This is a genomic window from Pseudoalteromonas sp. MB47 (genome assembly GCF_011319765.1).
GTDB lineage: Bacteria > Pseudomonadota > Gammaproteobacteria > Enterobacterales > Alteromonadaceae > Pseudoalteromonas > Pseudoalteromonas simplex.
Window position 1 is genome coordinate 379323 of sequence record NZ_VFBD01000004.1, and the last position, 13108, is coordinate 392430.

The following is a 13108-nucleotide window of genomic DNA, read 5'->3' on the forward strand; positions in this document are numbered from 1 at the left end:
TCAATTCTCAGCGAAAGATAGCGAACATGACTTTCAAGTAGTATCGCAGCGATTAATGGTAGTAGAGCAACCATGTTTTTTGTGTTTTTAGGTGATGATAGATAGCTAATAGCTGCCAGCAAAATCTACTCCGTTCAGTTTTTATTTTTGCAACGTACACTGTTGTTTTTTCGAACATTTATATATTACCCTAATTTCTAAATAATGTGGAAACTGAGGGAGTAATACTCTGATTAAGCGTTATAATGGATTTAGCTTAACGTTTTTATTTCTTTATTCATCCACATCTTGATGAAAGTTCTTTTTTTGATGACGAAATAAGAAATTTTGCTTTCATCATCAAACTTGACTCATTGATCATTACTTCGTAGCAGCGAGCTTTGCCATTCCTTAATCTAGATTTGTGCTAATTAAGGAGCCAATAAATGCTAACACTTGAGCATATTTCGAAAACATACCCTGATGGAACTCAAGCACTTAACGATATAACCATTGAGTTACCCAGCGGCATGGTAGGGTTGCTGGGGCCAAATGGCGCTGGCAAGTCTAGTTTGATGAGAACTCTTGCATGCCTGCAAACTATTAATTCTGGCCGTATACAGTTTAGTGGCTTAGATATATTAAAAGACCCTGACAAGTTACGTAAGCAACTTGGTTATCTACCACAACAATTTGGTGTTTACCCACATATGGGATGTAGAGCATTACTTGAACACATCGCCATATTAAAAGGGCTTGAATCTAAAAAGACAAAGCAACAGATTGATGACCTGCTTACTGCATTAAACTTAACTCAGCATGCAAATAAAAGAGTCAGTCACTTTTCAGGGGGAATGAAACAACGCTTTGGTATTGCTCAAGCATTGTTGGGTGATCCTAAATTAATCATTTTAGATGAGCCTACTGCTGGGCTTGACCCGGCAGAGCGAGAGAGTCTCAATAACTTATTAGTTTCAATGAGTAAGAATCGACTGATTTTGCTTTCAACACACATTGTGGAAGACATAGAAAACCAATGTCACTTTGTGGCGATGATTAAAGGTGGTCAACTGATCCAAAGTGGCCATATCGATACCTTAGTAAACCAACTCAAAGGTAAAGTATGGGTATTAAAAACTTTGCCACGCGCACTGCCCAAAGACGCTTTAGTACTGAGCCAAAGTTATCGATATGGTGAGCCCGTCTTTCGAGTTTATGCCGCAGAGCGCCCAACTACTGGGGCTGTTTTGGCTGCAGAATCATTACAAGATAAGTACTTCTTTGAACTAAAATCTCGAAGAGGTGAATTATGCTAATAATCAATGAGTTAAAGTATCTTTTTCGTCAACCAATAGTTTGGGTATGCTTGCTTATTGCGCCAAGTTTTGCATTTTCACTTTCTTCAGGGCTTGCAACAAGTAATGTTGACCCATTACAGCAGTATCAATTGCATTTAGTGTCATTACACATGATGCAATTGGCTTTATTGGTTGGAGCATTATCGCCAGCAATTTTCTTACGTGACCACCTCTTTCATATGGACGAAATTATTGCTGTTGCATCAGTAAGTTCAAAACAAAAAAACTATATTCGAATAGGTGGTTTTGTAAGTCTATTAATGATGGTTTCATTAAGCAGTACGTTGGTTATGAGTTACGTACATTTTCAAAATAATGGATTTAGTTGGCAAATACTTGGTTATACAGTTTTTTATAGTGGTTTTGTTCTACTCATAAACTGTTTTTTACTTATTGCTTTGGCATTTTGGCTTTGTCAAAGGTTTCGAAGCTCAATGATTATCTACGCCGCTTTTGCAAGTGTTTGGATTGCTTATTTGTTCGCTGCGAGTATAACGGGTAATCCAATTTTGGCAGGAAGTAGTGTACTAAACGAAACGTTTTATCAGCTATTTATTTGGTTAGACCCATTTGCTTATACAACGGTAATAGCAAGTTTTAGCGAGTCACAAAATACGCCTTTTTATACTAATCGCTTTATTTGTTTTACTCTAGCAATTGTTATTTTTACTCATGCTGTTGGCTCGCACCCCCAAGTATATGCAAGGACAAAGCAACCCAAACAACAATGTATTGAGTCTGACCTTAGGCCTTACACTCAATTTCAAACGGTAAAGCCTACATTTCGTCAAAGCTCGATTCTATTCGAGCTATATAAAGCTGCAATTTTAAATATATTAAAACAACCTATAACTCTTATTCTGTTACTTTTATGGCTAGGGTTAGTGTTCAATAGTGTTGCATCTTCTTCTCAGTATGCAGAACCAATGAGTGTTATTAAAGCAACTAGCATTGATGCTGTTAATCAATATGCCTTTGATATGTATATATTGCTCGGTTGTTTACTGATGGCTCTATGGAGTTGGCAACTTAGTTGTCATGCTAGGCACTATAAAATAGCAGAGATAATTGCGGCAGCGCCTATTAAGACTGCTTCGATTTTGCATAGCCAATTATTGGCAATAGTGAGTTTGGTGTTTGTTTTTTCGTTAATAGGTTTTGTTGGTGCATCGTTAGCTGAACTTTTTATTGGCAGTGACTTTGACGCTTATCACGCTATTTATACCTTAGCTTTAATGGGACTGCCGCTAGCTATTATTGCTTCGATATTTGTATGTATTTTTAATTTATTGCGCTCAGAGCTTGTTGCTTCTTTAGTGGTGTTTGCCATTTTGTTACTTAAATTTACCCCAGTAATGACTTATTTGGGGCTAACACACACGTTTTGGAGTGTAGCTTGGACACCATTGCAGCCGGCTAATGAATTTTGGGGATATCGAGCAAGTTTAAGTAGTTACTGGCCTTATGTCCGCGCGTGGCTAGTATTATTACTTAGTGTTGTGCTTGTTAGTCAGGCTTTTAATCACCGCGGGACAGGAATGGGCAGTAGGGCACTTAAAAATAAAGATGCTTGGCTGTTAATACCTGCAGTTTTGGCTATCAATTTATTTTGGCAGCTACATACTAATTTAATTTCAGAAAAGCCATTAAGTAACTCTTATAAACGAGAAACATTTAAAGCAAATTATGAAAAAATGTTTGCTGATTGGAAACATAAAGCTCAGCCAAAAGTGAGTCATATCGATGCAGAAATAGATTTCTATCCTTATAAGCAGTCAGCCCAATTTAACTTAACCTACTCATTTACTAACCCTCACAAAAAACCAATAAAACAGGTATTGATAGGTCGTGCAGGCTTCTATCAATGGGCAGATATTAAAATAGAAGGAGCTGAGGAAGTCGCATTTTATCCATCAATGAACCAAGCTATTTACGAGTTTAAATCCGCACTTCAGCCATTCGAAACAAGGCAACTAAAAACGCAATTTGTAGTAAAGCAAGCCAATTTATGGCCTACACAAGGGCATCAAATCATAACGCCTGAATTTAGTTATATTCGTTCAGTTCCGCTATTACCGACGCTTGGGTATCAAAGAAACTATGAATTAGATGACGAGCAGTTAAGGTTAGATTATGGGCTTCCACTCTATGTTAAAACACCGCCTTCAAAGCTTTTTAATGCAACATACCAAGTACCATATAACTATGAACGCATCACCATGAAAAGCAAAGTTACCACCGCCCTAGGTTATCAGGTCGTTTCACAGGGGAAGAAAATAGCGCATATTGTTGAAGGGCAAAGAGCCGTTTTTAAATTTCAGACGACAGTGCCAATTAACAACTTACCTGCTTGGTTGTCATTTCCATTTGCAGCAACTGAGTTAATTTATGAGGGTGTGAAGTTACAGGTTTTTACTAAATCAAGTGCAACAGAAGCTAATAAAGATGCCGTAAAAGTTAACTTACAAGCTATGAGTGACACGCTTTTTTGGTTTAATAATAATCTTAATGCGTACAAAGGTTCAAATCTCAGTTTGATCGACGCAACAGGATTTGGTGGGACAGGGTATGCATTACCTGAAATCATGTTGATTGATAATAAGGTCGGTTTTAGAGCTAAACCAAGTGAAGGCGCAGGTTTTGATCAACGCTACCGCCGTGCAGTACATGAAACGGCTCATCAATGGTTTGGTCATGATATTGGCAATAGTGTTCCTGAAGATAGCGCTTTTTTGATTGAATCATTAGCTAAGTATATAGAGCTTGTGGTGATTGAAAAACGATACGGAAAAAAGGCTGTCGATGCATTAGTCAAATATGAAACTCAGCGATATCAACAAGCTTCTCGGCTAGATATTTCGACAAAGCAAGCGTTGGTAGACTCATCAAAAAGTTACGATCAGTATTCCAAAGCTACTCTTGTATTTGCAAAACTTAGAAATGAAATTGGCGATGCTGTGATTGTGGCTGCTTTAAAATCAGTATGGCAAAAATATGCATTTCCTAACCGACCAGCAACGTCAATGGATTTTATTAGAGCGTTGCAAGAACAACTTAATGAACAAGAGAAAGACTTAATTAATAAGCTTTTTTTGGAAGTATAAATACAAAAAAGCCACAGGTTGTAAAACACTGTGGCTTGGGTATTGATTGACTTACAACCAAGGGATTTTAGGAGAGTTTAAAACTCATAACTTACGCTTAAACGCGTGGTGCGAGGCATAATATAACGGCCATTTGGTGCATCAGCATTACGAGGATCACCTTCGGTAATGCCTTGTTCATCAGTTAAGTTATCAATAGCTAACTGTATTTTAATACCTTCCATAGGCTCAACAATTAAACCTAGGTCAACTTTTTCATAGCCTTCTAATGTAACAGTATTTTCGTTGTCGCCCCAACGATCATCAACTGCTGAAATTGTGCCGTATAGAGTTGCATACATGCCGCTGACTTCAAAGTCATAGCTCGGTGTAACACGTACTTGCCATTTTGGCTGACGTTGGCTTTCGTTGCCTTCGTTGGTCGGGCTTTCTGTGATCTCAGTTTCTTGCAGTGTTGAGTTTAAGTTAACTGAGAAACCAGATTCGTGGTTATAGTTGTAATCAAGCTCAATACCGTATGCTTCATTTGTTAAAATTTCAGCAGGGGCGCCTGGACGACGAACAAAAGTGTCACCTTTTACTTCATTCGTGAATAAAGTGGCATAAAAATCAGTACTGTCGGTCAAAAGCTTGTAACCGAATTCAGCCTGTGTCACTTCTTTGATTAACTTTTCGCCGCCTTGGTAAGCGCCGTAGTTATCACGAAAATCATCGAAATAAGGCATTTTATAACCACGGTTAACACGTGCAAATACACCCATATCATCATTAATTGAGTAGTTAATACCTGTTGTCCATGATGTTTTGCTTTCATCGTACTGGATAGATTTAGTAATAACACCATCTAGGCCTTCATCTACCGTGTATTCTACTTCGTGATTTTCAAAACGAATACCTGCATCAAGTGTGAATGCATCATTGATTTTATACTGAGCTGTTGAGTAAAACGCATTGGTGCGTGCATCACCTGTCGAGTTAATATCGTAGTTCCATGCACAACCTTCAGTACTTGCATTACACTCAATGTCATTTAACATCTCACCGCCAGCTTCAAGTACATGATAAGCAGCGTTTCCTAAGCTCCACCAGTCGTTTGCTGATGTGGTTGCTGTGTAATAACCGAATGCGGCAGACAGGTCACCAAAGTCTTTAGAAAAGGCAAGATCATTAGTGAATGAACTAATTTCTTTTAATACAACCCAACGGCCAAGTTGTTGTACTGGTGTATCTGCATCATAAACAGTGCCTGTTGCTGCACCTGCTGCGGTTTCACCATTAGTTGCTACTTCACCCAATGTTGTTGCAGAGCCTGCTGGAACAAGGCCGTAGGTATTTGCATCACCTTTAGTAAAGTTAAAGCGATCTACAAACTGCCAGCCATTATCAAATTCAAGCTTGACGCTACCGCCAGACACATGACCTTTCCAACCGCGCCCTTCACCTAAGTCAATTTGATGTTCATCATTGTTAGGGCCAGTATATATAGTTGCTTGACGATTTAGAGTGCCAAGTTGTGTGTAGCCAGCATCAATACCTTCAACATTTAAAGGCGTAGGTAAGTACCACGCACCGTGATCATCGGTATGACGGCTGTATAAGTTGATGGTGCCATTGTCTAGCACCTTTGTAAGGTTAATCGTAAATTGATTGCCTTTTTCTGAGGTAAAACCTGCGTCACGAATACCAGGTGAACTCTTAACGTAACCACCTACCATGTAGTAAAAATCTTCAGAAATTTCACCACTTACCATCGCATCAATACGTTGTAGGTCATAATCAGATGTTGTGTACTTAAAAATAGCTTCGGTATCTTCGCTACCGCGCTTTAAGCGGAAGTTTGTTGTTAAACCGGGCTGACCGTTTGAAACAACTGGGTTAGGGCCACCGCGAAGTGCTTCCATTGTCTCAATTGTTTCATCAAGACGGAAAATAGAAGAGTTTTCTAAAAATGAGAGCGTCGGAGCAGGGTAGATAGGAGAGCCATCAATGCTAATTGTTAAAAATGGTGCATCACCACCACCCGGAAAGCCACGTACAAATACGTTCGCGCCTGATTCACCACCAGAGCTTTCTACCCAAACACCAGGTACAGCTTTAAACAAGTCCGCGGTGCTTTTAGGTGAAAGTTTAACAATTTGGTCAGCATCAATATTCGTCACGGCATAACCAGCGTCAATTTTGCGAACACCTACACCACCTGGTGTACCAGATACAATAATGCGTTCTACTTTTTCTTCTGCTGCCTGTTGTGTCTGCTCTTCAGCAAAAGCAGTTTGGCCTGACATTGCTAAAAGAATTGCGGATGCAATTGCAGTTCGTGTGTGTTTTGTTGCCATAGTTTTTTCCCACTAATCTGTTGTTAAGTACACTGCATAACAAGATTTTAAAAAATTGTTAATGCTTTGCCTATTTAAACCATAGAAGTTTATGCAAACGTTTGCAAACAATTTTGTAACTGTTTTTCACAATTTTCTTGGTTTCTTCCAGTTAACTTGGTTTTGTTATTGATTTTTAATAAAAAATTTTAAGCAGTTGTTTGTTTAAAAAAATGCTATATTGTTATCCCAGTTTAAGGATTACTGTGTTACTGCCATGAACGATAAAAAATTAAAATTAGTTGATCTTGCTAAATTAGCAGGTGTATCTACCTCGACAGTGTCAAGAGCACTTAATGATAACCCTTTGATTAAACTAGAAACTAGGCAGAAGCTTCAGCGTTTAGCGAAGAAACACAACTTTAGTCTGAATACTGCTGCAAGCCGTCTTCGAACGCAAAAAACCAATGTGATTGCTGTGATGATCAATCTTGATGGTGACACAGAACAATCAATTAATGACCCTTTTTTACTGAAACTTGTTGGCGAAATAAACCTTGCACTGAATAAGCATGGCCTCGAACTGTTACTTTCTAACTCATTTATGGCAAGTGATGATTGGGTCAATTATTTCATCAACAGCCGTCGGGCTGATGGTTTGATTGTTGTCGGACAAGGTAAAAGCCAGGCGAATATTGAGGCAGCTGCAAATGCGGGTGTTCCATTGGTTGTTTGGGGAGATCCAAAAACAGAAAGTAATTACCCTATAGTTGGTAGTGATAATTACTTGGGAGGCCGTTTAGCCACTGAACGCTTACTTGAGCACGGTGCAAAAAATGTGTTGTTTTTGGGCGATCCTGCTCACGCAGAAATTGGTGAGCGCTACAGAGGCTACTTAGATGCAGTTTCAAAGGCAAAAGCCACGCCAAATGTACTGTCTATCGATATCACGAGTAAAGCTGCCTATCAGGGTATAAATCAGTTACTGGTAGATAAGGGGCTTTGTTTCGATGGGATTATGGCATGTAGTGATATGGTTGCTCTTGGCGCTATGAAGGCCCTTAAAGAACGCTACATCAGCATACCAAATGATGTTGGTCTTATCGGATTTGATGACATTTCTATGGCTGATATTAGTCATCCATCACTTTCAACTATTAAGCAAAATACCCAGCGCGCCTCTATTATTTTGGTTGAAAAACTACTTGCACAACTCGCAGGCCAAAAAGTTAACTCCCAAGTTGTTGAAATTGAAATGATAAATCGACAATCTAGCAAATAGAGTTCGGTTTTTTGTGAATAAATTGTGTATTTTGTTATTGCAAACGTTTGCAAAAGAAATTCCACTCAACTAGACTGAGTAAAAATTACTTTCGGTATAGTTAAATGGCTTCATTAAGAATTACCATAGCGTTAGCAAGCAGCTATTTTGTATTTGCAATTATGCTCAATAGTGTAGGCACTGTTATTTTACAAGCAATTAATAGCCTGGATGTTAGCAAGACGGATGCCTCTATTTTAGAGGGATTTAAGGATTTGAGCATTGCCATTATGTCTTTTTTAGTCGCTTCATTCATTCCAAGAATAGGCTACAAAATCGCGATGCTCTGTGCATTATTGTTAGTGTCGGCTCTTTGTTTATTGGTGCCAAGCATTGCTGAATTTTGGGTGCTAAAAGCATTATTTGCAGCAATTGGTTGTAGCTTCGCTGTAGTGAAAATCTCTGTTTACTCAATTATTGGTCAACTTTCTGATAACGCGAACAAACATTCGTCTTTGCTAAACACTATTGAAGGGGTGTTTATGCTTGGGGTGTTATCGGGTTACTGGATCTTTGCATTATTCATCGATGCTAATAACCCCCAAAGTAATGAATGGTTGAATGTATATTACATGCTAGCAGCGATCGTCTTAGTGACTACCTTTACTGTTTTAACAGCGCCTATTAAATCTCCTGAGTTACATAACCAGAAACAGTCACAAGTAGACGCTTTCTTAGATATGCTGAAATTAACATACCAACCCTTAGTGCTTATTTTTGTAGTTAGTGCTTTTTTATACGTTTTAATTGAACAAGGAGTGGGTACCTGGCTGCCTACCTTTAACAATCAAGTTTTAAAACTCCCCGTTGATGTCAGTATTCAGCTCGCTAGTTTATTTGCTGCAGCGTTAGCGCTTGGCCGTTTGGTTGCTGGGCAAGTACTTAGGTTTATTAGTTGGTTCAAGATGTTATTGACTTGCCTGATTACAATGGGGCTGTTGATTTTACTTGTTTTACCTCTTACTCATGATGTTGATGGCAGCCAAGTAAAAAATATTTTTGATGTGCCTTTTGCGGCATATATGTTGCCTCTAGTCGGTTTTTTTATGGCACCTATTTACCCTTTACTCAACTCAGTCATGCTGAGTTCTTTAGAAAAGCATAAACATGCTGCGATGACTGGCTTAATCGTTGTTTTCTCGGCTTTAGGGGGCACCACGGGTTCAATAATTACGGGCTTTGTGTTCGATAAGTTTAGTGGCCAGCACGCCTTTTATTTAACTTTGCTGCCAATAGTCCTGTTGTTAGTAAGTGTTTCGGCGTTTAAAAAAGCGACGCTTGTTTTAGAAAATGGTCTGACACGTCAGGCAATTAAGGAATGATTATGAACTTTGTTAATAGCCAGCTATTTAAAGATGTGCAAATGGCAGAAATTTTTGCTGATTCTAAAACATTTGCAGATGCAGTCCCCAATTTATCTTGGCAGAGTGCGAGTGAGTTATACCAATTAGTAGGTCCTCTGCAAGGTGAAAAGCTTCGTGAGTTTGTTATGTCACACTTTTCATTCGCCAACCAAGCTATACCAATGGCGAAACTCAATACGACATCGGTAAACCAGTATATACTCGATCTATGGCCGCACCTGCATCGCAGTGCCGATAGTGATTTATCAAGCTCTTTGATGCCTCTACAGTTTGACTACATTGTTCCTGGTGGACGTTTTCAAGAAATTTACTACTGGGATAGTTACTTTACAGCATTAGGCCTTGAGGACATAGGCGACCTGGCAACCATTGAAGCCATGGTTAATAATTTTATTGACTTGCAAAAGCGCAATGGCTGCATTCCAAATGGAAATAGAGTTTATTACAGCTCTCGGTCTCAGCCGCCCGTTTTAGCTTTGATGGTTACGCTATTATGGGAGGCTAAATATGAGCAACGCAAAGACTTTTCTTGGCTAGAAAATGCGATAGCGGCATTAGAAGCTGAATATCAGTTTTGGATGAAAGGGTGTGAAGAGTTAGTTGACGATAAACAAGCTACTAAGCGTGTCGTTAAAATGTCTGATGGGGCTATTTTAAATCGATATTGGGATAGCGCCCGCTCGCCACGACCAGAGTCGTTGAAAGAAGATTTGCATGATGCGCAAAATCTTTCAGCTGATCAGCAGTTGAGTTACTTTCAAAATATTCGTGCTGCCTGTGAATCAGGGTGGGATTTCAGCAGTCGCTGGCTCAGTGAGCCAAGTGATTTGAAGAGTATTGAAACAACAAATATAGTACCCATTGATTTAAATTGTTTAGTTTATAACCTCGAAAAGACCTTAGAAAGGTTTTACAGCTTAATTAACAAAGAGCATAAAAGTCGAGCAATTGCTGAATTGGCATTATTTAGACTAGAAGCAATTAATCAATATTGTTGGGACAATGATAAAGGCGTTTATAGAGACTTTAATATTCGTTTAAATAAGCAAAGTCCCATTGATTCTATGGCAATGGCTGTACCTTTATTTGTCGGTGCAGCATCTGAGCAGCAAGCTCAGCAAGTAAAAACTAAACTAATGAGTGACTTTTTAAAACCTGGAGGGTTAGTTACAACATTATCTAATACTCCTCAGCAGTGGGATAGCCCTAATGGCTGGGCACCTCTGCAATGGTTTGCTGTTAAGGGTTTGCTTGACTATGGCTTTATCAGCGAAGCTGAAGCTGTCATGAAAAATTGGTTGAGTATGATCGAAATGCGTTTTGCTGAGGATAAGTGTCTTCTTGAAAAATACAATGTATGTGAATTGGTAAGTCGTGCTGGTGGCGGTGAATACACAGTACAACAAGGGTTTGGTTGGACGAACGGCGTAACATCACGTTTTTATAAACTACTCAATGACTCACTGTAAAAGGGGAGATGCGAGTATGGTTGTTTACAATTTGTTAACTCTCGCGTCTGGCCATCTAAATGGATTGGTGATGTTGTAAATTACTAAAATAAAGGATTATAAATGGTTGAATCATGTATCCAAATTGGGTATTGTGAATAAAATGTTTCAAGGAAGAAATGAGATGATTCAACCAACTTCTGTTTTTCTAAAAGCACAACCAAAACTGCAAAACCGTAGTCAAAGCTATCAATATTTAATCAAGATGCTTGATGCATTCTTTGTCCGCGTCAAAGTAGATACAAGCTTACCCCAAGATGCGATGCGCGACGAATTTGATCTTTATCTGATAGATAGCACTAACACCGATTGGAAAGACTTATTACCAGCAGAATTAGTACAACTTGCTAAGCAAAACTCAGTGGTTATTTTTAATGCAGATGCTGACGCCATCTGTGAAAAGAACCTACTTTTAAATGGCATTAAAGGCGTGTTTTTTGCCGAGCAATCACCTGAAGATATTTTTTCAGGGCTTGTGAGAGTGATCAATGGTGAGTTATTTTTTAGTCGTAAAAGTATTTCTACAACCTTTAATCACATGCTTTATGCTATGTCTCGTAGTCAATTTAGTGCCAGTAATGATTCGGTAAATAACGATATTGATCTCAGCTTACTAACTAAACGCGAGAAATCAGTGATTCATCTACTTGCACAAGGCGCGAGTAATCGAGATATCGCAGAGCGTTTAAACATCAGCGATCATACGGTTAAAACCCATCTTTACAGCGCATTTAAGAAAACATCATCACGTAATCGCGTAGAACTAGCTAACTGGGCACAAAGCTACATGGCAGTGAGTTTGTCTTTACAAAATACACAGTGATTATAATCCAAAGGTGTAAGTATTGCGTTTAAAGGAGAGTGATTTTACCCAGTGCTTAGCTCTAGCATGGTTAGTAGTAGTTCTTGGTGACGAAAGTCGGCAGTTCATTTTAAGTGTGTGACGCTGTGATGTTCAGCGCCACAATTCAATTAGACCGCTTTTGCAGCCCAAATACCTTTGTTAATACCTTTTAGTACAAGATCACTTAATGCTTTTTCTATTGCTTGAGTTACGCAGATGCTCATAGGCTCGTTGTCGGTAAAACCGGCTTCTGCTTCAGCTAAACGCTTGTAACTGACATAGCGAAAGAACCCTGCGCGCATTTCTTGACTGAGCACTTTTTTGCTTGTCGCAACGGATAGCAAAACTTGGCCTGTGCGAACATCGACAGCGCGTAAATAAATTGAGATTGCATCCTCACGGTATAACTCTGATGCGCCAATCCCGAAGTATTCCATCCCAATACCGCCCGTTTTAATATTAGTATCGTAGCTGATGATACCGCCTTCTAAGATTATTTTTGCAGTCGTAAGCGGTGGCAGTTCAGGCAGTTTGTCGTTTTCGGCTTGCGCGGCACGAATAATTTTACGCTCAGTCAAAATATTTTGTAGACCTTCACGTTCTACCGGAATAAACCAATCTGATTCATGTAATGCTTGCACTAAAATAGAGTTTGCGCCTTGGGTCACTGCGGTAGAAAACGAACTGACATTAGCTTGAGGTTTGTATTGCCCAGTTTGGTCGCGAAATGAATACACAGAAACAGGAATGCTGCCCACTGGTTGTGGAAGTGCTTGCAATGCCTTAAAGGTTTCTGTTGGCTCTAGTGTACTTGCGAGTTGCTTTGTCGGTGGAATTAAATTGCCCATTGATGAACAACCCGACAAAATTACGATTAGTGTGGTTAAGATTAAACTTCTCATTATCCAAACCTCGGTACTTCAATAACTGTAATTGTTCCATCAGAAGTATTTGTTATTCTTACAGTAATAGAATCGCTAGTACTGGTAATGATCTGAATTTCATAATCACCTGTCATGAAGATAGAGTCACCGTTAAAAATACTGTCGTCGATTTCATCACCAAACGCCATATCGGTGATCTCACGAACCATGCGATTTAAATAGGTACGCTCTAATGAGTCTTGAAATTTTTCACCATAAGTTTGTTCGATTGTTGGCGCTTTATGTTTATTCTGGGATTGCGCTTTATTAAGCAGCATGCTGCCATTGAGTGGACTGCCACCAAAACTTGGATTTATAGGGGTATAAACGAGTTCAGTTGCCCAACTGTAGAGGGGGCAGAGTATTATTATTAGTGTTGTTAAGTATTTCAT

The 13108-nt window shown here is 39.1% G+C and carries 9 protein-coding genes; 6 read left to right on the top strand and 3 right to left on the bottom strand.

Going from position 1 to position 13108, the window contains the following annotated elements; genetic code table 11:
• Positions 1 to 425 precede the first annotated feature (425 nt).
• A complete protein-coding gene (locus tag IMPJCBKJ_RS02335; RefSeq protein ID WP_166338580.1) occupies positions 426 to 1295 on the top strand; it encodes an ABC transporter ATP-binding protein in 870 nt (289 codons plus the stop codon).
• Entirely contained in the window at positions 1289 to 4441 is a 3153-nt protein-coding gene (locus IMPJCBKJ_RS02340; RefSeq protein WP_166338582.1) for a M1 family metallopeptidase, read from the top strand. The genes IMPJCBKJ_RS02335 and IMPJCBKJ_RS02340 overlap by 7 nt, the downstream gene beginning before the upstream one ends.
• Positions 4442 to 4518: 77 nt before the next feature.
• Here IMPJCBKJ_RS02340 and IMPJCBKJ_RS02345 read toward each other — a convergent pair whose 3' ends face one another.
• A complete protein-coding gene (locus IMPJCBKJ_RS02345) occupies positions 4519 to 6777 on the bottom strand; it encodes a TonB-dependent receptor (protein ID WP_166338584.1) in 2259 nt (752 codons plus the stop codon).
• Between the two features lie 256 nt (positions 6778 to 7033).
• Here IMPJCBKJ_RS02345 and IMPJCBKJ_RS02350 point away from each other — a divergent pair, with 256 nt between their 5' ends.
• From IMPJCBKJ_RS02350 to IMPJCBKJ_RS02365, 4 genes are all read left to right on the top strand, one after another.
• Positions 7034 to 8038 (top strand): substrate-binding domain-containing protein, encoded by a 1005-nt coding sequence (locus IMPJCBKJ_RS02350; protein ID WP_054554018.1) that lies wholly within the window; start codon positions 7034 to 7036, stop codon positions 8036 to 8038.
• Between the two features lie 104 nt (positions 8039 to 8142).
• The gene (locus IMPJCBKJ_RS02355; RefSeq protein WP_166338586.1) at positions 8143 to 9399 is read left to right on the top strand and encodes an MFS transporter; all 1257 of its coding nucleotides are present in this window, start codon (positions 8143 to 8145) and stop codon (positions 9397 to 9399) included.
• A gap of 2 nt (positions 9400 to 9401) precedes the next feature.
• A complete protein-coding gene (locus IMPJCBKJ_RS02360) occupies positions 9402 to 10910 on the top strand; it encodes a trehalase family glycosidase (protein WP_138599239.1) in 1509 nt (502 codons plus the stop codon).
• A 163-nt stretch (positions 10911 to 11073) separates the two neighbouring features.
• Positions 11074 to 11772 (top strand): response regulator transcription factor, encoded by a 699-nt coding sequence (locus IMPJCBKJ_RS02365; protein ID WP_054554015.1) that lies wholly within the window; start codon positions 11074 to 11076, stop codon positions 11770 to 11772.
• Between the two features lie 149 nt (positions 11773 to 11921).
• On the opposite strand, the gene IMPJCBKJ_RS02370 is transcribed toward IMPJCBKJ_RS02365, so the two are convergent.
• On the bottom strand, positions 11922 to 12695 hold the full coding sequence (locus tag IMPJCBKJ_RS02370; protein ID WP_054554014.1) for a CsgG/HfaB family protein: 774 nt from the start codon (positions 12693 to 12695) through the stop codon (positions 11922 to 11924).
• Complete coding sequence (locus tag IMPJCBKJ_RS02375) at positions 12695 to 13108, bottom strand: curli assembly protein CsgF (RefSeq protein ID WP_228290569.1); 414 nt, start codon at positions 13106 to 13108, stop codon at positions 12695 to 12697. The genes IMPJCBKJ_RS02370 and IMPJCBKJ_RS02375 overlap by 1 nt, the downstream gene beginning before the upstream one ends.

Excerpts from the sequence above, each read along its gene's own strand:
- IMPJCBKJ_RS02335 (WP_166338580.1), top strand. The coding sequence starts at position 426 with ATGCTAACACTTGAGCATATTTCGAAAACATACCCTGATGGAACTCAA.
- IMPJCBKJ_RS02340 (WP_166338582.1), top strand. The coding sequence starts at position 1,289 with ATGCTAATAATCAATGAGTTAAAGTATCTTTTTCGTCAACCAATAGTT.
- IMPJCBKJ_RS02345 (WP_166338584.1), bottom strand. The coding sequence starts at position 6,777 with ATGGCAACAAAACACACACGAACTGCAATTGCATCCGCAATTCTTTTA.
- IMPJCBKJ_RS02350 (WP_054554018.1), top strand. The coding sequence starts at position 7,034 with ATGAACGATAAAAAATTAAAATTAGTTGATCTTGCTAAATTAGCAGGT.
- IMPJCBKJ_RS02355 (WP_166338586.1), top strand. The coding sequence starts at position 8,143 with ATGGCTTCATTAAGAATTACCATAGCGTTAGCAAGCAGCTATTTTGTA.
- IMPJCBKJ_RS02360 (WP_138599239.1), top strand. The coding sequence starts at position 9,402 with ATGAACTTTGTTAATAGCCAGCTATTTAAAGATGTGCAAATGGCAGAA.
- IMPJCBKJ_RS02365 (WP_054554015.1), top strand. The coding sequence starts at position 11,074 with ATGATTCAACCAACTTCTGTTTTTCTAAAAGCACAACCAAAACTGCAA.
- IMPJCBKJ_RS02370 (WP_054554014.1), bottom strand. The coding sequence starts at position 12,695 with ATGAGAAGTTTAATCTTAACCACACTAATCGTAATTTTGTCGGGTTGT.
- IMPJCBKJ_RS02375 (WP_228290569.1), bottom strand. The coding sequence starts at position 13,108 with ATGAAATACTTAACAACACTAATAATAATACTCTGCCCCCTCTACAGT.